This window comes from Chromobacterium sp. Ag138 (assembly GCF_055181315.1).
Genome location: NZ_JBUPWA010000001.1, coordinates 5,082,923 through 5,105,986 on the forward strand (window position 1 = coordinate 5,082,923; position 23,064 = coordinate 5,105,986).

The window sequence follows — 23,064 nt, forward strand, 5'->3', positions numbered from 1 at the left end:
GGTCAGAGCGCGTCCAGCTCCAGCTTGCGGCGGATCAGGTCGCGCAGCAGGAAGCGGGACGGATGGACGGCCCGCATCAGGTCGGCAGGCAACGGCGCCGGCTCTTCCTCCAGCAGCGAGGCCAGGATTTCTCCCGACAGCGGCGCGGTGATCAGGCCGCGGGAGCCGTGGGCGGCGTTGACGTACAGGCCATCGGCCCACGGGCATGCCGCATCCGGCCGCAGGCTGGCGTCGCGGGCAAGCTCGCGGTAGGCGCGGACGAAGTCGCGGGCGGCCACCACGGGGCCGATCAGCGGCAGATAGTCCGGACTGGTGCAGCGGAAGGCGGCGCGTCCTTCCAGTTGTTCCGGCGCGTCCTTCTCCAGGCTGGCGCGCAGCTCAGGCGCCAGTTCGGCCAGCATCGCCAGGTTTTCCGCATGCTCGTCGTCATGGACGGCGAGGTCGTCGGCATCGAACTTGAACGTGGCGCCCAGGCAGTGGCGGCCGCCGCGGGCGGGCGAGATATAGCCTTCCCCGCACAGCACGGTGCGCAGCCGGCCGCTGGCCTCGCTGGCGGCGACGCTGGTGACCTGTCCCCGAATCTTTTTCAGCGGCAGATGCCGGGTGCTGTCGAATTGCGCGGTTTCCGCCGCGCCGGCCAGCACCACCACGGACGCCACCGCCAGCGGGCCGCGCTCGTCGCTTGCGGTCCAGCTGCGCTGAGACGGATCGTAATCCAGCGTCAGCGCGGTGCGGCCGGTCTTGATCACGATATTCGGGTGCTCTGCCAGCTTGCGCACCAGCGCGGGCGGGTGCACCCAGCCGCCCTGGGGGAAGAACAGCCCGCCGGACGGCAGCGGCGTGCCGGCCAGCTCGCTGGCCGCCGCCTGGTCGAGCGGCCGCATCACGGTTTCGGGCAGTTCCAGCCCGGCCAGTCCCCGTTGTTTGTCCGCTTCCTTGGCGTCATGCGCCAGCTGCAGCACGCCGCAGGCGCGCCAGTCGTCGCCTTCCGGCAGCAGGCCGCGCAGCGCGCGCAGGCTGTAGGCATAGCCGGACAACACCAGCCGGGTCAGCGGCGTCAAATGGGGGGAGAGCTTGGTGTACAGCACGCCCTGCGGATTGCCAGAGGCGGCGCTGGCGAGCTGGGGCATTCTTTCGATCAACGTCACCTGCCAGCCGCGTTGGGCCAGGCTGTTGGCGGTGGAAGCGCCGGCCAGGCCGCCGCCGACTACGACGACGCTGCGCTCGCGCCAGCGCGGTTCGGGCCGCGCGAACCAGGGCTCCTGCCAGCCGGCGTCGGGCGGCATGGCGATTCCGCCGTGGGCGATGTGGCGCTTATGGCCGTGGCCCGGCGCTTTCTTGACCTCGAAACCGGCTGCGGCCAGGCCGCGCCGCACCGCGCCCGCGCTGGTGAAGGTGGCGAAACTGGCGCCCGGCGAGGACAGGCGCGCCATCTGCTCGAACAGCGGCTGTTGCCACATATCAGGGTTCTTGGCGGGCGCGAAGCCGTCAAGGAACCAGGCGTCCACGCGCGCGTCGAGCTGCGGCAGCACGTCCAGCACGTCGCCTATCATCAGCGTCAGCGTCACCCGGCCGCCAGCCAGCACTAAGCGGTGCCAGCCCGGCGTCAGAATGTCGTACTGCGCCAGCAGCGGGGCCGAGAATGCCGATAGCTCCGGCCACAGCGCCAGCGCCTGGGCCAGATCGGCCGGCGTCAGCGGGAATTTCTCCGCGCTGACGAAATGCAGCCTGGCCCCGGCCGGCGCGCGCGCGTCGAAGCATTGCCAGGCGCAGAGGAAATTAAGCCCGGTGCCGAAGCCGGTTTCCGCGATGGTGAAAGAGTCATGCGGCCGCAGCGCGGCAAAGCGCGCTTCCAATTGGTTGTGGCGCAGGAAGACGTGGCGCGTTTCCTCCAGGCCGGAGGCGCGGGAGAAATACACGTCGCCGAAAACGGCGGACATGGGTTGGCCGTCCTGCCAGACGAGTTGTGCGTGGGAGTGGGTCATTGATGTGGTCAGCCCGCGGACCCTGGCGGGCCCGCGGAAAGGGTAGGTCGATTTGCCGCCATTGTCTCATGCCGATCAAGTGCGTCCAAGCCGGCAAGGTCAAAAGGTCCACCGAAGATTAAGGGTAGTGACCGAGGTCTTGGGGTGGTGGCTGCCCACGTTGACTCTGGGCAAGTAGCCGACCTCCAGCGCGAAGGATTTGCCGCCCAGGCTGATGGTGGGCAGCGCGGCCGGGCCGTTATGGCCGGATCCGTGCAGATAGCCGGCTTGCAGGCCGATGCCGGCGAAGACCGGGCCGAAGACTTCCCATTCGCGCCGCCAGCCCAGCGTGACGAAATTGGCCTCCTTGCGGAAAGAGTCGCGATAGGCGCCGGCCCGGGCGAACCAGCGGCCATGATCCTGGTCGCCAGAGAATGCCCACTCCAGGCCGGCGCCAGGGTTGTCTTGATTCAGATTACAGGTGGTGCAGCCATGATGAAGGGAAGCGCCAAATAGCAAGAGCGAAATATCGTCCGCGTGAGTTTCTCCGCTAAAAAGCGACAGGGCAGCGACGAGCAGAGTACTGCTTTTCATGACGTTTCCCCTTTAAAAACATGGCAATGGATTTGTTTTCGGCGTATTTGTATGCCGAGTTTGTAATTTGAGCCTAGTCAATAGTTGCTGTTTGGCAACTCTTGAAATGGCCATCGGCCTCCCCAAAATGTAAGTCATCGACAGATCATCCGGGGAGCCGACACCATGCGATTCGACAAGCTGACCACGAAATTCCAGCAAGCGCTGGGGGATGCCCAGAGCCTCGCCGTGGCGGGCGACAATCCTTTCATCGAGCCGCAGCACCTGCTGCTGGCGATGCTCGACGACGCCGAAGCCGGCATCGGCGGCCTCCTGGCGCGCGCCGGGGTCAATGTGCCGGCGCTGAAGGCCGGCCTCAAGCTGGCGGTGGAGCGCTTGCCGCGCGTGCAGGGGAATGGCGGCGAGATCACCGTGTCGCGGGAGCTGGCCAATCTGCTCAATGTGACAGACAAGATCGCGATGAAGCTGGGCGACGACTTCATCGCCAGCGAGCTGTTCCTGTCCGCGCTGTCCCAGGATAAGGGCGAGACCGGCCGCTTGCTGAAAGAGCATGGCGGCAGCCACGCCTCCATCCAGGCCGCCATCGACGCGGTGCGCGGCGGCGAGAGCGTGTCCAGCGCCGACGCCGAAGGCCAGCGCGAGGCGCTGAAAAAATACACGCTGGATCTGACCGAGCGCGCCCGCCAGGGCAAGCTGGATCCGGTGATCGGCCGCGACGACGAGATCCGCCGCGCCATCCAGGTGCTGCAGCGCCGCACCAAGAACAATCCAGTGCTGATCGGCGAGCCGGGCGTCGGCAAGACCGCCATCGTCGAAGGGCTGGCGCAGCGCATCGTGAATGGCGAAGTGCCGGAAAGCTTGAAGAACAAGCGGCTGCTGGTGCTGGACCTGGCGGCGCTGATCGCCGGCGCCAAGTACCGCGGCGAGTTTGAAGAGCGGCTGAAGGCGGTGCTGAACGATCTGGCCAGGGATGACGGCCAGACGCTGATCTTCATCGACGAAATCCACACGCTGGTGGGCGCGGGCAAGGCCGACGGCGCGATGGACGCCGGCAATATGCTGAAGCCGGCGCTGGCGCGCGGCGAGCTGCACTGTCTGGGCGCCACCACGCTGGACGAATACCGCAAGTACATCGAGAAGGACGCCGCGCTGGAGCGCCGCTTCCAGAAAGTGCTGGTCGGCGAGCCGTCGGTGGAGGACACCATCGCCATCTTGCGCGGCCTGCAGGAAAAGTACGAAATCCACCATGGCGTGGACATCACCGACCCGGCCATCGTCGCCGCGGCGGAGCTCTCCCAGCGCTACATCACCGACCGCTTCCTGCCGGACAAGGCGATCGACCTGATCGACGAGGCCGCATCCAAGATCAAGATGGAGCTGGATTCCAAGCCGGAGGCGATGGACAAGCTGGACCGCCGGCTGATTCAGCTGAAGATCGAGCGCGAGGCGGTGAGGCGCGAGAGCGACGAGGCTTCGCAAAAGCGCCTGCAGCTGATCGAAGACGAGATCGACGGCCTGTCGCGCGAATACGCGGACCTGGAGGATATCTGGAAGGCCGAGAAGGCTGCCCAGCAAGGCACGCAAAGCATACGCGAGGAAATCGATCGCCTGAAGGTGGAGATGGAGGAGTTGAAGCGCAAGGGCGACTGGCAGAAGCTGGCCGAGCTGCAGTACGGCAAGCTGCCGCAGCTGGAAGCGCGGCTGAAGGAGGCCGAGGCCGCGGGAGACAAGGGCGATGCCAAGCCGAACCGCCTGCTGCGCACTCAGGTCGGCGCGGAGGAGATCGCCGAGGTGGTCAGCCGCGCCACCGGCATCCCGGTGTCCAAGATGCTGACCGGCGAGCGCGAGAAACTGTTGAACATGGAGGACGTGCTGCACCGGCGCGTGGTGGGGCAGGATGAAGCGGTGACGGCGGTGGCCGACGCCATCCGCCGCTCCCGCTCCGGCCTCGCCGATCCGAACAAGCCTTACGGATCCTTCCTGTTCCTGGGGCCGACCGGCGTCGGCAAGACCGAGCTGTGCAAAACGCTGGCCGGTTTCCTGTTCGACAGCGAAGAGCACCTGATCCGCATCGACATGTCCGAATACATGGAGAAGCATTCGGTGGCCAGGCTGATCGGCGCGCCGCCGGGCTACGTCGGCTACGAGGAGGGCGGCTACCTGACCGAGCAGGTGCGCCGCAAACCGTATAGCGTGATCCTGCTGGACGAGGTGGAAAAGGCGCATCCGGACGTGTTCAACGTGCTGCTGCAGGTGTTGGACGACGGCAGGCTGACCGACGGCCAGGGCCGCACTGTGGACTTCAAGAACACGGTGATCGTGATGACGTCGAATATCGGCAGCCAGCAGATCCAGGCGATGGCCACCGACGATTACCAGGTGATCAAGCTCGCCGTGATGGCGGAGGTGAAGACCCAGTTCCGGCCGGAGTTCATCAACCGCATCGACGAGGTGGTGGTGTTCCACGCTCTGGACGAGAAGCACATCCAGTCCATCGCCCGCATCCAGCTGAAGGGTCTGGAGGCGCGGCTGGCCAAGCTGGAGCTGAACCTGCAGATCAGCGGAGATGCGCTGGCGCTGCTGTCCGAGGCCGGTTTCGACCCGGTTTACGGCGCGCGGCCGTTGAAACGGGCGATACAGGCGGAGCTGGAAAACCCGCTGGCCAAGGCCATCCTCGCCGGCAAGTATCCGCCGAAGTCCACGGTGATGGTCGAGGCGCGCGACGGCCGGCTGGCATTCGATTGAGCCTCGCCCTGCCATTTTTCGCGACATAAAGAAACGGCCGCTTGCGCAAGCGGCCGTTTTTCATCGCGTCGCGCCCGGCTCAGTCGGCGCGGGCAGGGTGCAGGAAACAGCCGGGCAGGTGGTCGTTGACCACGCCGCAGGCCTGCAGATAGGCGTAGATCACCGTGCTGCCGACGAAGTTCATGCCGGCTTTCTTCAGCGCCTTGCTGACGACGTCGGACAACTCGGTGCTGGCCGGCACCCGCTCGTCGCCGCGCCGCCGCAGGATGGGTTTGCCGTCGACGTGCGCCCACAGCCAACCGGAAAAGCTGCCGTGCTCCTGCTGCATCCGCAGGAATACCTTGGCGTTGCGGATGGCGCTGTGGATTTTCAGCCGGTTGCGGACGATGGCCGGATTCTGCATCAGCCGCTCCACGTCGTCGTCGGTCATCGCCGCCACTTTTTCCGGATGGAAGCCATGGAAGGCCGCGCGGTAGCCTTCGCGTTTTTTCAGGATGGTGATCCAGGACAGCCCGGCCTGCGCGCCTTCCAGGATCAGCATCTCGAACAACTTGCGGTCGTCGCGCTCGGGACGGCCCCATTCTTCGTCGTGGTAGGCGACGTAGAGCGGATCATCGCCGCACCAGGGACAGCGTTGGATTTCGTTCATGGCGTATGCAGCAGGATGTCGATCTTGAGGCCGGTTTTCTGGATGCCGCGCCGCGACGACAGACCGATCACCAGCGGATTGCAGAGATTAGCCTGCAGCGCGCCGAGCGCGGGGTGGGGGTCGCGTTGCAGATCCAGCGGGCGGTACAGCATCAGCAGGATGGCGGCGTCCTGCGGCTCCTGAAGCTGAAGCTGCGCGACCTCCTCATCCGACAGCTCGATCTGGAAGCGCACGCCCAGTCTCTCGGGCAGCGCCAGGCTGAAAGTGATGCCGGGGTCGTCCAGCGATTGCAGCCAGTACATTTGCGGCACCGGGTGGGTGATGTCGTGGAACAGTTTGAAGCGGGTGCAGTTTTCCAGCGCGGGAATGCCCTGCGGGAACGTGATGACGGTGGTTTCATCGACCTCGACGTTGCCGAGCTGGGTGGAATCGAAGCGCATGGCGTTCTCCTGTGCGGAAGTGGGTTCCGTCTGGAATGATACCTGAGCGCGGCCCTTGCCGCGACGGCGCGGTCAGGCCCTGCTTGTGCTGGCAAATTTGTCAGCCTATACATGGTATTGCGTTACGTGATATTACGCGAATGTCTTAAATGTTGAGTTGTGGACAGGGTCGTTTTTCGCGTGTCGTCCCGCGGTTTTCACGCAGCGTTCATCTATCGGCAAGGCGGCATGCCCGGCGTCCGGCGCCCCGGGTCCGGCCCGTCTGGAAGGGGCAACGTGGCATGGAGCTGAAACCGAAGCGCTTCCTGATACTTGATGATCAACTGGTCCTGCGCAAGCTGATTTCGCGGCAGGCCAGCTTCTTCAGCCGGTTCGCCGTGGAGATCGATGAGTTCAGCGACCCCGCCGAAGCCCTGCGCAGCATAGGCGAGGGCGGCTACCACCTGGTGATCACCGATATCGGCATGCCTGGCATGAACGGAATCGATTTCATCAAGAACGTGGCGCGGCTGGGGTATCAGTCCGCGCTGCTGATCATTTCCGGCTACGACGGCAAAACCCTGCAGACCATAACCGACATGTCGATCAACCTGGGCATAGGCTGCACGCGCTTCCTGTCCAAACCCTATTCCGCCGAAGCTTTCGTCGCTTCGCTCAACAGCATATTCAACGAGATGGAGCGCAGCGAGGCGCCGAAAATCGGCGATGTCGCCCAGTTGCTGGCTGAGCTGGGCGGGGAGAGTTTCCGGATGGAATTCGCGCCTGTGCGTTCCTTGTCCAGCCATAAGCTGGCGTCCTTTTCCCTGCGCGCGCTGCGGCTGCCGGATGGCAGAAGGCTGGCGTTCGATCGCCTGCTGGCCTTGCTGGCCGGGCGAAGGATGGCGTCAGCCGCCCTGTTGGAAATCGTGGTGGAGCGCACGGCGCGCCTGTTGCAGCACATCCGCCTTGCCGCGGGCATCGACGATTGCCGGGTGGACATCCGGATCGATGAGGCCTGTCTGTGCGCCGACAATGTGTTCGACCGTTGCTTCATGGCGCTGCAGCAATACGAGGTTTCGCCAGCCTGCCTGGGCTTCGAGCTGGCAGACGGGCTGAACCGGCGTTCCGATGCCGTGTGTTTCGAGAATATCTCCAAGATCAAGTATCTGGGTTTCCACCTGCTGGCGGACGGCTTCGGCCAGGGCTCGCTGACGGTCAGCAACCTGATGCGTTTGCCTTTCGATCAGGTCAATGTGCCGCTGGAGGCGCTGCAGTGGATGAGGGTGCTGTTGGGAGAAGATCCCGGCGCCTTTCGTTTGCTGAAATCCTTTGGCCTGACGCAGACGCCGGTGTGCGCGACGGGGCTGGAGGATGAGGAGGGCATCGCATTGGCGAAGGCCATGGGCTGCGGCTTGGGCGCAGGCGACGCGGTGTCGATGATCGTGCCGGAAGATGAATTGCCGCAGGAGGTCGCCGCCGTGCAGGAAGATAGTCCGGCATTCGACGGCAGTCCGGTGGAGGGAGCGCGATGAACTCAGTAGACCTGGCCCGCCTGCGCATCATGATCGTCGACGACCAGACCTTGGTCCGCTCGCTGATCTCCCAGGCCCTGCAGAGCATGGGCATCAAGCAGGACCGCATCTTCCAGGCCGCGGACGGCACCACGGCGATGCGGCTCTTGGATATCCGGGGCGTGGACATCGTGTTGTGCGATGTGCAGATGCAGCCGATGAACGGCATGGATCTGCTCAAGGAGCTGAGGTGCGGACATACGGCCAACGCGTCCAATCTTCCCTTCGTCTTTTTGTCCGGGCACGCGGATCGAACCAATGTGGTGCTCGCCAGCCAGCTGCACGCCGACGGTTTCGTCGTCAAGCCGCCGAAGCCGGCGGAAGTGGAGAAGTCGATACAGGTGGCGATGAGCCGAAACCGGCCTGAGATCGATCCGTTCAGCTACTACCATGTCGCCACCGGCACGGAGTACGACAAGAAGGTATTCGGCCGCTTGTTCGAAACCCGCGCGCCGGTTTCACAGGTCGAGCCAGGGGAGAAGTGCCTGTCGCTGGACACGGTCAAGGCGGGTTCGGTGCTGGCCCGCGATCTGCGCAGCAAGGCCGGACACCTGTTGCTGCCCCGCGGCGCCAGCATTTCGGCCAATCAGCTGAACGTGCTGCGCGATTTCAGCGAACGCTACGGCGTGGCGCAGATTTATGTCGCCAACAGCGATGAGGCGGCAGCCAATCCATCAGTTGCGAGGCATTAGGCATGCAGTTGTCGGGACGCAGCCGAACTCAAGCGATGGCGATTGGCCGCAGCGTGCTGGCCATCGTGGTGCTGCTTGGCCTGCTGCAGGCCGGGGTGGTGGCGGTATTGCAGTTCTCCGCCTGGAACGCTTATCAGCAGGCCGACCTGCTGGTGCATTTGAACCAGGATGCTGACGAACTGCGCAACTTCGCCAATCTGCAGCTCCAGGAAAGCGGCCTGCTGATGGAGGGGCTGCTGGAGAAGCGGCCGGACGGCGCGCAGTTGAGCGGGCTGGCCCGGCAGGTGGACGAAAGCTTTCTGACGCTGATCACGTCCAGGCACGGCCGGAACGAGGCGCGTTCGGCCGAGAATCTTGCCAGGCTGAGGCAATCGGTCAAGCAGTTCCAGCAATTGCGGGTGTCGACGCGGCAGGCGATGGGCAGCGGCACTGATGGGCGGGAGGCCCAGCTTGCCAAACTGTACGAGGATACCCGCGATGTCCAGCAGCGAACGCAATCGTTGCTGGATGAAGTGGTGGCGAGAATGGCCTCCGGCGGGGAATACCGCATCAGCAATCTGGTCTGGTTGCGGCAGGACGCGGCGATGCTGGGCTACTGGCTGCATTCCAGCGCGCAGGCGCTGGTGCTGCGTGCGAACCTGAAAAGCCGGCTGGACAGGCGGACCGAGCTGGAGCTGGCTCACGGCCTGAGCGCCAGCATCCTGTTGCTGGGGCGGGCGCAGTCGCTGCTGGACAGCATCGGCGACGCCGAGTTGTCTCGCCAGTTCGCGGACCTGTCCATGGAGGCGAGCCGCTTGCAGTTGCTGAGCCAGTTGCAGTTGGAGCAGGTGGATGGCCGCATGCAATTCAGCCAGGCCACCGACTATCGCCGAAATCTGCAGCAGTTGTCCGCTTCGCTGAACAGGATTCGGTCAGCCATCACCGAGCGGGTGCAGCGCACCCTGGAGGATAACCGGTCCCATTACCGCAACACGCTGCTGCGAGAAGGAGCGTTCGGTCTGGCGATGCTGGCGCTGCTGGCCTTCTTGTTTCATGTGGTGGTGCGCAAGGTGCTCAAGCCGCTGGACTTCCTGCAGCGCATGCTGGACGTGTCGGGCGACGCGATGCTGGTGATCGACCAGAACGGCGTGATCGAGATGGCCAACGAGGGCGCGGGGCGCATGTTCGGCTATGCCATGGATGCCTTGATCGGCCTCCCCGCCCGGCAGTTGTTCGTGGTGGACGACGAGCTGCTGTCGGTGCTGGCGGCGTTGGAGGTGCAGGCGGGCCGGACGATGCCGGTGGAGGGCATGGGCAGCAGCGGCGAGCGCTTTCACGCGATGCTGAGCGTGGGGCGTTTCCAGGAGGACAGCAGCCGGCCGCTCGACATCCTGATCGTGCGCGACGAGCACAAGCGGCGGCTGGCGGAGAACTCGCTGGAGCGCAGCGTCGCCCTGTTGTCGGTGATCTCGGAGATCGAGGCGATGCTGCTGTCGCGGGCCGAGCGCGGCGATGTGTTCCAGAGGCTGCATGACACCTTCCTCGAATTCACCAGTTCCGAGCAATGCCTGCTGGTGGCGTGGGCGATGACGGAGGATGGCGAGGAGGGACTGCAGCCCCATGCCGGCGATTGGCCGGCCTTTCTGCCGCTGCCGCAGCAACTGTCCCAGACGGAGGTGCCGCTGGCGGCGCTGTTCCGCAGCCTGACCGCCCAGCCCTCCTGGGTGTCGCTGCCGGTGATGCTGGGCGGCGAAGCGTCTGCCGGCGTCTGCCTGCTGCGACCCACCTTGTCGCAACTGGGCATCAGCATCCTGCCCTTGCTGGGCGCCTACGCCAATATACTGGGCTTCTACGCCGAGGAGGATAGGCGCAAGCTGTCCGAGGCTCAATTGCGCGCGGTGCTGCAGGAGGAGGAGGCGGTGTATTCGGCGTCGCCGGTGGGCCTGCTGCGTCTGAACGAGCATTTCCAGATCACCCGCGCCAACCTCACGGCCGAGAGCATATTCGACGTCGGCGACGAATATGGCCTCTCGGGCATGCACCTGATGGAGCTGCTGGCTTCCGAGCATGGCTGGTATGAGCTGGCGGAGCAAATGTCCAAGATGCAGCAGGACAATGCCCGCATCCATTGCGAGCTGGAGTGCCTGACCGGCACCGGGCGGCCGATCTGGGTGCTGTTCGAGGGACAGTTGTTGTTCCCGGACGCCAACGAGTCGGTGATCATCCTGGCCTGCCTGGACATCACCGAGCGCAAGATGGCCGAGTTCGAGCTGAGGATGGCCCGCGACCAGGCCAATGCGGCCAACCGCGCCAAGAGCGCATTCCTCGCCACGATGAGCCACGAGATCCGCACGCCGATGAACGGCGTGCTGGGCATGCTGGAGCTGTTGGCGATGACCCGGCTGGACGCCGAGCAGAGCGACACCGTCTCCACCATCCAGGATTCCGCCAATACCTTGCTGCGGCTGATCGACGACATTCTGGATTTCTCCAAGATCGAGGCGGACAGGCTGGAGATCGTGCCCGCGCGCACCGCGATCCGGCCATTCATGGACAGCGTGCGAAGCCTCTATCACGAGAATGCCAGCAAGAAGGGGTTGGAGTTGGCGCTGACGCTGGACGATAAGCTGGCGCCGACGCTGATCATCGACCCGCTGCGGGTGCGGCAGATCCTGCAGAATTTCATCAGCAACGCCATCAAGTTCACCTCCAGCGGCCGGGTGGACATTCGCGTCAGGGTGATGGACACGGTGTCCAACTTCCAGGTGCTGAGCTTCGAGGTGGAGGATACCGGCATCGGCATGTCCCAGGAGCAGTTGAGCAAGCTGTTTCAGCCGTTCACCCAGGCTGACTCCGAAACCACCCGCCGTTTCGGCGGCACCGGCCTGGGCCTGGCGATCTGTCGGCGTCTGGCCGGCCTGATGGGCGGGCATGTGGAAATGGAAAGCGAGCAGGGCAAGGGCAGTTGCGCCCGGCTATTGATGGAGGTGGAGTGGCTGGCCGAGCAGGTGGAGCCGGTGCTGCTGCCCGAGCAGCGCGTGCCGTTGGTGGAGGCCGTGGTCGCCGCGGCGCAAGCCGACAAGGAAATCGGCGCGGGCTGCGGGCTGTTTCCCATTCTGTTCGCCGAGGACAATCCCACCAATCGCAAGCTGACCTTGAAGCAGCTGGAGAAGCTGGGTTATCCGGCGGATTGGGCCGAGGATGGCGACCGCGCTTTCAGCAAGTGGCTGTCCGGGCGCTATTCGCTGATTCTGACCGACTGCCACATGCCCGGCATCGACGGTTACCAGCTGGCGAGGCTGGTGCGCGCGCATGAGGAGTCCCATCCCGAGCGCGGCCGCATTCCCATCGTCGCCTGCACCGCCAACGCGGCCAAGGAAGAGGTGGACAAAACTCGGGAGGCCGGCATGGACGATTTCCTGACCAAGCCGCTGTCCATCCTGGATTTGGACGCCACGCTGCGCAAATGGATGAGCGCCTCTCTGGCGCCGCCGCCTCCCGCAGAGGAGGCCGCGCCGCCCGTCCTCGAGAGTAAGGAAGAGGCCGGGAAGGCGCCGTCGCAGGACGCCTCGGACATTCCAGTGGATCGCAGCGTGCTCGAGGTGTACAGCAACGGCGAACTGAGCGTGGAGCTGGAAATCCTGCGCGAATTCCAGACCGGCAACAACGAGGATGTGGCCGAACTGCGCGCGGGGATGGCGGCGGAGGATGCCGAGCGCGTCGGTTTTTCCGCCCATCGCATCAAGGGCGCCAGCCGCATGGTGGGCGCAAACGGCATGGGCGACGCCGCCGAAGCGGTGGAAAAGGCGGGCAAGGCGCGCGACCTGGAAATGGCCCGGAAGAAGATGGCCTTCCTCGAAGAGCAACTGGCGATATTCGACCACTGGCTGGCCAGTCAGAACGAAACCATGGCCGAATAAGCCCCCGCCGTTTGGCGGGTTCGTCCCCTCCAGGCTTGGCCTGGCCACGGGGCCGGCTTAGAATTCGCCCTCATGAACCAAGCACAATCGCTTTATCCGCTGATCGAGCAGGCGCTGCTGTGTCCGGTCGTGGATGACAAGCTGGCGCTGGCGGAGCGTTTGCGCCGCGACTGGCGGGACGGCTTGCTGGCCCGGGAGGCGTCTCCCGCCGCCTATGCCTTGCCGCAGCCGGGCCGGCCGCCGCGCCCCGAACTGGTGCATCCGGCGCGCGTGCCCAAGCGCAGTCTCGCCACCCGGCACGGACACGGCGCCTTGCTGCATGCTATCGCCCACATCGAGTTCAACGCGGTCAATCTGGCGCTGGACGCCGCCTGGCGCTTTCGCGACATGCCGGACGAGTTCGTCGACGACTGGCTGGCGGTGGCGGCGGAGGAGGCCGGGCATTTCCGGTTGTTGCAGGGGCGCTTGGCCGATCTGGGTTTCGTTTATGGCGATTTTCCGGCTCACGACGGCCTGTGGACCATGTGCCGCAAGACCGATCACGACGTGATGGTCAGAATGGCGCTGGTGCCCAGAGTGCTGGAGGCGCGGGGGTTGGATGTGACGCCGGGCATCCAGCGCCGGCTGGCCGGCATCGGCGACCACGCCAGCGTCGCGGTGCTGGATGTGATTCTGAGGGACGAAGTCGGCCATGTGATGATAGGCAACCGCTGGTTCGTCCGGCTGTGCCGGGAACGCGGCCTGGAACCGCAAGCCACTTTCCGCAGTCTGTTGGAACAGTACGCGATGCAGCTGCATCCCGGCGACTATAATCTGTCCGCCCGCGCCGAGGCCGGTTTCTTCGCCGACGAGCTGGAAGCGCTGGCGCGGCTGACCGAATCCGTCTCCGACGGCCGTTGAATCTCATCGAAGCAGGTATTCATGATCAAGCTGTTCCAACGCATGCGCGACAATCGCAAGCTGGCCGCCGCCGTACTGCTGCTGTCCACCCTGATATTCATGCTGGCCTCCGCGTTCTGGCGCGGCGGGGCTGCCGAGAGCGCGCTGGCCGCGCTGCTGTGCCCGTTGCTGCTGCTGTTGGCGCTGGCGGGGCAGTTAAGTTCGCTATTGGCTCTTTTACAAAAACCACGAAAATGAAACGGCTTTTAAAAACAGCGGCTTAAAGTTGCCTGGATGCGTCAGGCGGGCTTGACGCTGTCCTTTCGGCCGCGCATAATCGCGACCGGATAAAATTCAAAACAGGCTCCGCTATGGTGCGGGGCCTGTCGTTTTTTGCACTTGCGGAGTGTCTGCATAATGGAGCACCAGGTATTCCTGCGTCAGCTGGAAGCCAATGCGCTGCCTGCATCGGATTTCAATCATCGAGCCCACCTGTACGCAGCCTGGGGCTATCGCCGGGAATACCCGGCCCCCGAAGCGGCCGCGCGCTGCGCGCATGCGCTGTCGCGTTTCGCGATGGCCAATGGCGCGGCCACCAAGTACAACCATACGCTGACGATGGCGCTGCTGGCCATCGCGTACAGCCGCGTCGAGTCCTGCCCCGCGCTGATGGAGGACTGGCCGGCCTTTCTCGACCGCTGCAGCGACCTGGCCAGCGACGCCCGCGCCGTGCTGGAACAATACTATTCCGCTGAGCGTCTGCAGACCGACTCCGCGCGCAAGGCCTTCGTCAAGCCGGACAGGGAGCCGCTGCCGGTTTCCTGTCTGCTCAACTGATACACCGGAATTCCCCACGCAATGATCAAAGCACCCGAACTCTTGCTGCCCGCTGGCACGCTGGACAAGATGCGCGCCGCCTATGATTTCGGCGCCGACGCCGTGTACGCCGGCCAACCGCGCTACAGCCTGCGCGCCCGCAACAACGACTTCAAGCTGGAAGAGCTGAAGCAGGGCATAGACGAGGCCCACGCGCGCGGCAAGCTGTTCTTCGTCGCCAGCAACATCCTGCCGCACAACAGCAAGATCAAGACCTATATGGCCGACATGGAGCCGGTCATCGCGATGAAGCCGGACGCGCTGATCATGGCCGATCCGGGCCTGATCATGATGGTTCGCGAAAAATGGCCGGAAGTGCCGATCCACTTGTCGGTGCAGGCGAATACCGTCAACTACATGGGCGTCAAGTTCTGGCAGAAGCTGGGCGTGTCGCGCATCATCCTGTCGCGCGAGCTCAGCCTGGACGAGATCGCGGAAATCCGCCAGGAATGCCCGGACATGGAGCTGGAGGTGTTCGTCCACGGAGCCTTGTGCATCGCCTATTCCGGCCGCTGCCTGCTGTCCGGTTACTTCAACCACCGCGATCCGAACCAGGGCACCTGTACCAACGCCTGCCGTTGGGATTACAAGGTGCACGACACCGAGGGCGATGCCGCCGGCGACGTGCAGGTGATCCAGTTCGACTTCAACAAGGCGATGGAAGAGGCCAACCAGAGTTTCTCGTCCTGCGGCAGCCAACAGCGCCATCCGCTTGCCGACAAGACCTATCTGATCGAGGAGGGCAGCCGTCCGGGCGAGTTGATGCCCATCATCGAGGACGAGCACGGCACCTACATCATGAACTCCAAGGACCTGCGCGCCGTCGAGCAGGTGGAGAAGCTGGTCAAGATAGGCGTGGACTCGCTGAAGATCGAGGGCCGCACCAAGAGCCTGTACTACGTGGCGCGCGCCGCGCAGGTATACCGCAAGGCCATCGACGACGCTGTCGCCGGCCGCCCGTTCGATCTCGGCCTGTTGGCCGATCTGGACGGCCTGGCCAACCGCGGCTACACGCCCGGCTTCCTGGAGCGCCACCAGAGCCAGGACTACCAGAACTACCTGACCGGCCATTCCAAGGCCAAACAGAGCCAGTACGTCGGCGATGTGATCGAGGTGGACGCCGATGGCTGGGCGCTGATCGAGGTGAAAAACCGCTTCGCCGTCGGCGACAAGCTGGAAGTCATCCACCCGTCCGGCAACCGCGTGATCGAGCTGGCCGAGATGACCCGCAACGGCGAGGCGGTGCAGGTCGCGCCGGGCAACGGCATGCAGGTGCGCATCCCGGGGCTGGCCGGTTACGACGGCAAGGCGCTGATCACCCGGCTGTTCTGATCCATCCTTGCTTTTGATCGAAAGGCTGCCCCTTGGCAGCCTTTTTGCTTTGTCTGACTCGCGGTGGGCGCGCCAGACCGGTGTTGCGAGATTTCCACGCGGAGCGCGAAAGGCCGTGGGAGATTATTCGCTCAATGACATTGTCTTGCGGCGTTGGCTGGCAAGGCCGGCAAAGGGGTAAAGAAGGAGAGCGCCTCTGTTACCTGGGCGCGGGCGCAAGAGACCCGCGGGCAGTTTGTCTGGATGTTTACTTTCTGCCCGCTTGCGCGCCCTGCGGAATATGGTTAAAAAGTAGTGACATAAATATGAATGCGTTGATTTTATTAAACGCATCGGTGCAGTACGGAGACCAAGAGAGGAAACGATGATGCCCGCCGCCTGTCGCTGTTCAGTAGACTTCGCGCTTTTCAGCCATCCTTCCCGCCCGTTCGCGGAAGCCCCGCGCGCCGGTCCGCCTTCCCGTTCCTTTCCGCTCAGCTGAACCCATACCATCCGTTTGCCGTTTTACATGCTGTAACGCCGAAATCATTGCGGCCGGGGCCGCAAGGTATATGTTGGCATTATGCCGCCGCGCGTCTGTGACGGCTTGCCGGCGGGCGACAACATGGAACGCAGTCATCCGAAGTTCCGCCGCTTGGCGTGGCCGGTCATCACCAGGCAGGTCCCTATCGACGCGCGCCGCCGCGTCGGGATCGCCGCAGGCCGCTCCGGGACGGGGACGTTTATGGTCGTGCTACTTTAGGAAGCCTGTCATGAAGAAGAAACTGGTTCGCAACGCGCTGTATTCGCTGCTGTTGCTGCTGCCGGCCGCCGGCGCGCTGGCGGCGGACAAGGTGCTCAACGTCTACAACTGGTCCGACTACATCGCCAAGACCACTATCCCGGGCTTCGAGAAGCAGACCGGGGTCAAGGTGAAATACGATGTCTACGACAGCGACGACACCTTGCAGGCCAAGATGCTGACCGGCCGCGCCGGTTACGACATCGTGGTGCCCACCTCCAATTTCATGGCCAAGCAGATCGAGGCCGGCATCTACCAAAAGCTGGACAAGTCCAAGATCCCCAATCTGTCCCACCTGGACAAGGCGCTGATGGCCAAGATCGTCGACGCCGACCCCGGCAACGCCCGCGGCGTGCCCTGGGCCTACGGCACCGACGGCCTGGGCTACAACTACACCAAGGTCAAGGCGCTGCTGGGCGCCGGGGCACCGCTGGACAGCTGGGACATCCTGTTCGATCCCAAGTATGTGTCCAAGCTGAAGGGCTGCGGCGTATCGGTGCTGGACCAGGCCAACGACGTGTTCGCGGTCACGCTGCACCATTTGGGCAAGGACCCGAACAGCAAGAACCCGGCCGACTACCAGGCGGCGTTCGAGGCCTTGAAAAAGATCCGCCCCTACATCACCCAGTTCAACTCCTCCGGCTACATCAACGACCTGGCCAACGGCGACATCTGTCTGGCGCTCGGCTGGTCCGGCGACGTCAATATCGCCAAGCACCGCGCCGCGGAAGCCAAGCGCGCCTATCAGCTGGGCTACGTGATTCCCAAATCCGGCGCGCCGATCTGGTTCGACGTGATGGTGATCCCGAAAGACGCGCCGCATCCGGAGGAGGCGCACAAGTGGATCAACTACATCGAGACGCCCGAGGTGAACGCCGAGATCACCAACGAGGTGTTCTATCCCACCGTCAACGCGGCGGCCCGCAAGTTCGTCAAGCCTGAGATCGCCAGCGATCCGACTATCTATCCGCCGGAGCCGGTGATGAAGACGCTGTTCCTGCTCAAGCCGCTGCCGGCCGACATCACGCGGCTGCAGAACCGGCTGTGGACCCAACTGAAGACCGGCCGCTGAGCCAGCCCGGGGCCGAGCGGGTTCAAGCCCGGCCTTTCATCGCATAAACACAATCGTTCGCCGCCCGGCTGTCCGGGACGGCCGGACGGCCGTGGAACATCGGCCGCCGATTCAGGCGGACGACGGGCATCGGCGCGCGCGCCGCCGATGGGGATGCAACGCTTTGACGCCGCGGGCGTCGTGGTGCCGCCATGAAACTACCGGATCTGAAACGCTGTCTGCCGACGGGCAGGGGGGCTGCGATAGGCGTGCCTTTCCTGTTCCTGTTCGTGTTCTTCCTGCTGCCCTTCCTGCTGGTGGTGGGCATCAGCTTCTCCCAGCAGCAGCTGGGCATTCCGCCGTACACGCCGCTGGTCAAGTTTGAAAACGACGTGGTCGGCATCGCGCTCAATCTCGGCCACTACAAGTTCATGCTGAGCGACGACCTGTACTTCGCCACTTACATCAGCTCGGTGAAGATGGCCTTCGTCTCCACCGTGCTGTGCCTGCTGATCGGCTACCCGATGGCCTACTACATCGCCCGGGCCGAAGGCGCGACGCGCAACACGCTGATGATGATGGTGATGCTGCCGTTCTGGACCTCCTACCTGATTCGCGTCTACGCCTGGATCGGCATCCTGAAGAACGATGGCTTCCTCAACCAGTTCTTGCTGTGGCTGGGCGTGATCGACAGCCCGCTGCACCTTTACCACACCAACTGGGGCGTCTACATCGGCATGGTGTTCTCCTACCTGCCGTTCATGATCATGCCGCTGTACGCCCATCTGGTGAAGATGGACCTGACGCTGCTGGAAGCCGCCTACGACCTGGGCGCCAAGCCGTGGCGCGCGTTCTGGCAGGTGACGCTGCCCTTGTCCAAGAACGGCATCATCGCCGGCAGCCTCTTGGTGTTCATTCCGGCGGTGGGCGAGTACGTGATTCCGGAGCTGTTGGGAGGGGCTGACACGCTGATGATAGGCCGGGTGATGTGGGACGAGTTCTTCAACAACAATGACTGGCCGATGGCCGCCACCGTCACCTGCTGCATGGTGCTGCTGCTGTTGGTGCCGATGGCGCTGTTCCAGCATTACCAGGTCAAGAACATGGAGGAAGCGCGATGATCAAGCCGAGCAAACCCTTGTCTTTCCTGGTGCTGGGACTGGGCTACGCCTTCCTCTACCTGCCCATCGCGCTGCTGGTGATCTACTCGTTCAACGAGTCCAAATTGGTGACGCTGTGGTCTGGGTTTTCTTTCAAGTGGTATGCGGCGCTGCTGGACGACGAAGAGTTGATCAATGCCGCCTGGCTCAGCCTGAAGATCGCGCTGATGACGGCGACGGCGTCGGTGGTGATGGGCACCTGGGCCGGCTTCGTGCTGGGGCGTTTCGGCCGCTTCCGGCTGTTCGGGCTGTTCACCGGCATGGTCAACGCGCCGCTGGTGATCCCGGAAGTGATCCAGGGCATTTCCCTGTTGCTGCTGTTTGTGGCGATGGAGCAAAGCCTGGGTTGGCCGGAGGGCAGGGGGGTGTTCACCATCTGGATCGGCCACGTGATGCTGTGCGTGTCCTACGTCACCATCGTGGTGCAGTCGCGGGTGCGGGAGTTGAATCTGTCGCTGGAAGAGGCGGCGATGGACTTGGGCGCGCGGCCGCTGAAAGTGTTCTTCGTCATCACGCTGCCCCTGATCTCGCAGGCGCTGGTGTCCGGCTGGCTGCTGTCGTTCACGCTGTCGCTGGATGATCTGGTACTGACCGCCTTTCTGTCCGGGCCAGGCTCCACCACGCTGCCGATGGTGATCTTCTCCCGGGTGCGGCTGGGCCTGAATCCGGAAATGAACGCGTTGGCCACCTTGTTCATCGTGCTGGTGTCGCTGGGCGTGGTGGCGGCCAACATCTACATGAGCGCGATGACGCGCAAGCGGGAAAAGGAGATGCGCTTGGCCTTCGCCAATAGTTGAGAGCGGCAGGCGATGCGGCCGGCAGCCAGGGCCGCGCCTGCCGTGCCGGGCGGTTGCGGATGGAAACAACGACAAGCAGTGCGGCACAAGGAGAAACGAAGATGAAGAGGTTACTGATCAGCGCGGCCATCGCGGCCCTGCCGGGCATGGCGATGGCCGACGCCAAGGCGGACGAGATCGCCAGGTTGAAGTCGCAGATGCAGAAGCTGCAACAGCAGATGGCGGAGCTGCAGAAGGCGGTCGATGCCGCTGCGGCGAGCAAGCCGGCGCCGGCGGCCTCGGCCGCTGCCGAGGAGGACGCCAACACCGAGCTGAAAGAGCGGGTGGCGAATATGGAGCTAAAGGTGGACAAGCTCAACACAGCATCCACCGACGGGCCCTTGGCCGGCCTCAGCGTCACCGGCTATCTCGACCCTACCTATATCTACAACCGCAACAATAGCAGCTCCGGCTTCCAGTTCCTGAATCACCAGAATGTCTATGCCTACAGCAACAGCACCTTCGGCGATGTCTACCTGGACATCAAGAAAACCTTCGGCGTCGGCCCCACCGCGCCCAGCGCCGAAATCAGCATCATGCCCAACCGCGGCAGCGGCAACACGCTGCTGGACGGCGGCAGCGGCAACAACATCGTCAATACCGCGGTGATCAATTTCCCGCTGACCGATACCTGGACCTTCAACGCCGGGTTGATGAACAGCTTCGGCGGCTACGAGGTGCAGCAGTCCAACCAGATGCTGACGTTGACCCACGGCCTGCTGTACGACTTCAGCGACCCGGGCAGCTACGTCGGCGCCGGCTTCAACTGGAGCCACGACGTGTGGGCGTGGAAGTTCCTGCTGGCCAACGAGCAATACCGCACCCATGCCAACCTGGCCAATGCCGGCAGCAATGGCGCCACCGGCAACCCGAGGGTGAAGAGCAACAACACGCCCACCTTCACCGCCCGCGTCGATTACACCTGGAGCAGCGCGCTGGACCTGGGGTGGTCGTTCAATGCCGGCCGGCAGACCTTGCTGACCAGCGCCGGCCAGTCGGCTAATCCGGTTCCCGCGACCAACGGCTGCCTGGCGGGCAACGTCGGCTTCGGCTACCAGTGCGTGTCCGCCGACCCTTACTCCAATTACTTCTTCACCGAGGCCGACGCCAGCTACACCCTGGGCGACATCCAGTACAACGCCGAGCTGGACTACGGCCAGCAGCAGAAAGCGGCCTGGAACGGCGGCTCGGCGCAGTGGTATGGCGTGTCGCTGCTGGGTCACCGCAAGTGGATGACGGACTCGTTGGGCAAGATGGGCGCCACGCTGCGCTACGACTATCTGAACAACAGCAAGAATGGCGGCGGCGGCGGCGGCGTGGCCCTGGGCGCGGGAGGCTACGACGGCGTCAATGGTTTCGGCGTCGATCCAGCCTGCCTGGCCAGCGGCTCCACCAATTGCAAGGGCGCCAACCGCATGGCGCTGACCGCCGACCTGCTGTTCTTCCCGACCGATCAGTTCACGCTGAAGTTCGAGTACCGGCACGACTGGGCCAGCCAGGCGGTGTTTCTGCGCAACGACGGCAGCATGAAGAAAGGCAACGACATGCTGGGAGCCCAAGCGGTCTACACCTTCTGAATTTTTGGTTTCTCGCAGGCAGCGGCGCCGTCCGCTGCCTTTTTATTTGCTCCGCGCTGCGCGAAATGTCTTTATCATTGCTTTTTTTCATACCGCCCGGCGCGTTCATCCGGCGAAAATAGCCGCCTCATGCCGTATGGGATCAAATGATGGTCGATTCCAGCCGGATCGGGCGGAGCCAAGCATTGCCCGCATCGGCGCGGGCGCATACAATCAAACACACATTTTTCAGAAGCGAAGACATTTTTTCGTTTTCGCGGCATTTCGTGGGGCTATCAATGACGATTCATCAACTGATCAACGAACGGGTACAGGCAGCGCTGGCGGCAGCCGGCGCGCCTGACGCGCCTGCCGTGGTCCAGCCGGCTTCCAAGCCGGAATTCGGCGACTACCAGGCCAACGGCGTAATGGGCGCCGCCAAAGCGCTGAAAACCAATCCGCGCGCGCTGGCCGAAAAGGTCGTGGCCGCGCTGGATCTTGCCGGCATCGCCGACAAGGTGGAAATCGCCGGTCCGGGTTTCATCAATATTCATCTAGCCCCTGAATATCTGGCCCGACGAAGCGAAGCCGCCCTGAAAGACGACAAGCTGGGCATCGCGCCGGTCAAGCCGCTGCGCGTGATGGTGGAATATTCCTCTCCCAACCTGGCCAAGGAAATGCACGTCGGCCACCTGCGCTCGTCCATCATCGGCGACGCGCTGGCGCGCGTGATGGAGTATGTCGGCCACGACGTGGTGCGCGCCAACCACGTCGGCGACTGGGGCACCCAGTTCGGCATGCTGGTGGCCTACCTGGTGGAAACCAGCCACGCCGGCGACGCCGACCTGCAGCTGTCCGATCTGGAAACCTTCTATCGCAACGCCAAGATCCGCTTCGACGAGAGCGAAGACTTCGCCAACACCGCGCGCGACTACGTGGTGAAGCTGCAAGGCGGCGATGAGGAAGTGCTGAAGCTGTGGCGCCGTTTCGTCGACGTGTCGCTGAAGCACTGCGAGGAAGTGTACGAAACGCTGAACGTCGGCCTGAAGCGCGAGCACGTGCGCGGCGAATCGTCGTACAACGACGACCTGCCGGTGATCGTGCAGGAGCTGCGCGCGGCCGGCCTGCTGACCGAGAGCGACGGCGCCCAGGTGGTGTTTCTGGAGGAGTTCCGCACCCAGGAAGACCAGCCGATGGGCGTGATCGTCCAGAAGAAGGACGGCGGCTTCATCTACACCACCACCGACATCGGCGCGGTGCGCTACCGCCACCGCGAGCTGAAGCTGGACCGCGTGATCTACGTGGTGGACGCGCGCCAGAGCCAGCACTTCGCCCAGATGTTCACCATCTGCCGCAAGGCCGGTTTCGCGCCGGAAGCGATGAAGCTGGAGCACGTTGGCTTCGGCGTGATGATGGGCGATGACGGCAAGCCGTTCAAGACCCGTTCCGGCGGCACGGTCAAATTGATCGAACTGCTGCACGAGGCGCAGGAACGCGCCTACGCGCTGGTGGCGGAGAAGAACCCGGACCTGTCCGAAGAGCAGAAGCGCGAAATCGCCAACGCGGTTGGCATAGGCGCGGTGAAGTACGCCGACCTGTCCAAGAACCGGATGAGCGATTACATCTTCAACTGGGACACCATGCTGGCCTTCGAGGGCAACACCGCCCCGTATCTGCAGTATGCGTATACCCGCGTGCAGAGCGTGTTCCGCAAGGCCGAGGGCTATGATGCCAACGCCAAGATCGTGATCGCCGAGCCGGCCGAGAAGCAGCTGGCCGCCGCGCTGGCGCAGTTCGAGGACACGCTGAACGCCGTGGTGGAAGGTTGCTACCCGCACTACCTGTCCCAGTACCTGTATCACATCGCCACGCTGTTCTCGCGCTTCTACGAAGCCTGCCCGATCCTGAAGAGCGAGGGCGAGGTCCGCGCCAGCCGCCTGCAGCTGTCCGCGCTGACCGCTCGCACGCTGAAGACCGGGCTGGACCTGCTGGGCATCAAGGTGCTGGAATCGATGTAAGCGCCGAGGCGATGGCCATCGCGAAAAACCCCGCCGCATCCG

Annotated in this window: 17 protein-coding genes; 13 read left to right on the forward strand and 4 right to left on the reverse strand. The window is 63.9% G+C overall.

Annotation, left to right across the window (positions count from 1 at the left end):
- Positions 1-2 precede the first annotated feature (2 nt).
- Together mnmC and ACY3GB_RS23575 are read right to left on the reverse strand one after the other, a co-directional pair.
- Positions 3-1,985 carry a bifunctional tRNA (5-methylaminomethyl-2-thiouridine)(34)-methyltransferase MnmC2/FAD-dependent 5-carboxymethylaminomethyl-2-thiouridine(34) oxidoreductase MnmC1 gene (mnmC, locus tag ACY3GB_RS23570; RefSeq protein WP_463090882.1) on the reverse strand — a complete coding sequence of 661 codons (1,983 nt, stop codon included), beginning with the start codon at positions 1,983-1,985 and terminating at the stop codon, positions 3-5.
- A 99-nt stretch (positions 1,986-2,084) separates the two neighbouring features.
- Entirely contained in the window at positions 2,085-2,558 is a 474-nt protein-coding gene (locus ACY3GB_RS23575; RefSeq protein ID WP_463090883.1) for a hypothetical protein, read from the reverse strand.
- 165 nt (positions 2,559-2,723) lie between these two features.
- Here ACY3GB_RS23575 and clpB point away from each other — a divergent pair, with 165 nt between their 5' ends.
- Positions 2,724-5,303, forward strand: coding sequence for an ATP-dependent chaperone ClpB (gene clpB / locus ACY3GB_RS23580; RefSeq protein ID WP_463090884.1), 2,580 nt, complete (start codon positions 2,724-2,726; stop codon positions 5,301-5,303).
- Positions 5,304-5,382: 79 nt separating this feature from the next.
- On the opposite strand, the gene ACY3GB_RS23585 is transcribed toward clpB, so the two are convergent.
- Complete coding sequence (locus ACY3GB_RS23585) at positions 5,383-5,952, reverse strand: DNA-3-methyladenine glycosylase I (protein WP_463090885.1); 570 nt, start codon at positions 5,950-5,952, stop codon at positions 5,383-5,385.
- The gene (fliW, locus tag ACY3GB_RS23590) at positions 5,949-6,392 is read right to left on the reverse strand and encodes a flagellar assembly protein FliW (RefSeq protein ID WP_463090886.1); all 444 of its coding nucleotides are present in this window, start codon (positions 6,390-6,392) and stop codon (positions 5,949-5,951) included. The genes ACY3GB_RS23585 and fliW overlap by 4 nt, the downstream gene beginning before the upstream one ends.
- 281 nt (positions 6,393-6,673) lie before the next feature.
- Between fliW and ACY3GB_RS23595 the strand changes: the two genes are divergently transcribed.
- From ACY3GB_RS23595 to argS, 12 genes are all read left to right on the forward strand, one after another.
- A complete protein-coding gene (locus tag ACY3GB_RS23595; RefSeq protein ID WP_463090887.1) occupies positions 6,674-7,903 on the forward strand; it encodes an EAL domain-containing response regulator in 1,230 nt (409 codons plus the stop codon).
- On the forward strand, positions 7,900-8,634 hold the full coding sequence (locus tag ACY3GB_RS23600) for a response regulator (protein ID WP_463090888.1): 735 nt from the start codon (positions 7,900-7,902) through the stop codon (positions 8,632-8,634). Before ACY3GB_RS23595 ends, ACY3GB_RS23600 begins: the two co-directional genes overlap by 4 nt.
- A gap of 2 nt (positions 8,635-8,636) precedes the next feature.
- Positions 8,637-12,533, forward strand: coding sequence for an ATP-binding protein (locus ACY3GB_RS23605; protein ID WP_463090889.1), 3,897 nt, complete (start codon positions 8,637-8,639; stop codon positions 12,531-12,533).
- A gap of 72 nt (positions 12,534-12,605) precedes the next feature.
- Positions 12,606-13,433, forward strand: a complete 828-nt coding sequence (locus tag ACY3GB_RS23610) for a ferritin-like domain-containing protein (protein WP_463090890.1) — start codon at positions 12,606-12,608, stop codon at positions 13,431-13,433.
- 21 nt (positions 13,434-13,454) lie between these two features.
- Positions 13,455-13,670, forward strand: coding sequence for a hypothetical protein (locus ACY3GB_RS23615; protein WP_463090891.1), 216 nt, complete (start codon positions 13,455-13,457; stop codon positions 13,668-13,670).
- 159 nt (positions 13,671-13,829) lie between these two features.
- Positions 13,830-14,249, forward strand: coding sequence for a hypothetical protein (locus tag ACY3GB_RS23620; RefSeq protein WP_260455131.1), 420 nt, complete (start codon positions 13,830-13,832; stop codon positions 14,247-14,249).
- Positions 14,250-14,273: 24 nt separating this feature from the next.
- Positions 14,274-15,620 carry a prephenate-dependent tRNA uridine(34) hydroxylase TrhP gene (gene trhP / locus ACY3GB_RS23625; RefSeq protein ID WP_463090978.1) on the forward strand — a complete coding sequence of 449 codons (1,347 nt, stop codon included), beginning with the start codon at positions 14,274-14,276 and terminating at the stop codon, positions 15,618-15,620.
- Between the two features lie 752 nt (positions 15,621-16,372).
- Entirely contained in the window at positions 16,373-17,473 is a 1,101-nt protein-coding gene (locus ACY3GB_RS23630; RefSeq protein WP_463090892.1) for a polyamine ABC transporter substrate-binding protein, read from the forward strand.
- A gap of 191 nt (positions 17,474-17,664) precedes the next feature.
- The gene (locus ACY3GB_RS23635; RefSeq protein WP_463090893.1) at positions 17,665-18,573 is read left to right on the forward strand and encodes an ABC transporter permease subunit; all 909 of its coding nucleotides are present in this window, start codon (positions 17,665-17,667) and stop codon (positions 18,571-18,573) included.
- Positions 18,570-19,409: an ABC transporter permease subunit gene (locus ACY3GB_RS23640; protein ID WP_463090894.1), complete on the forward strand. Its 840-nt coding sequence runs from the start codon at positions 18,570-18,572 to the stop codon at positions 19,407-19,409. The genes ACY3GB_RS23635 and ACY3GB_RS23640 overlap by 4 nt, the downstream gene beginning before the upstream one ends.
- 101 nt (positions 19,410-19,510) lie before the next feature.
- Positions 19,511-21,025: a DUF3138 family protein gene (locus ACY3GB_RS23645; protein WP_463090895.1), complete on the forward strand. Its 1,515-nt coding sequence runs from the start codon at positions 19,511-19,513 to the stop codon at positions 21,023-21,025.
- 278 nt (positions 21,026-21,303) lie between these two features.
- Entirely contained in the window at positions 21,304-23,022 is a 1,719-nt protein-coding gene (gene argS / locus ACY3GB_RS23650; RefSeq protein WP_463090896.1) for an arginine--tRNA ligase, read from the forward strand.
- The last annotated feature ends 42 nt before the right edge of the window (positions 23,023-23,064 follow it).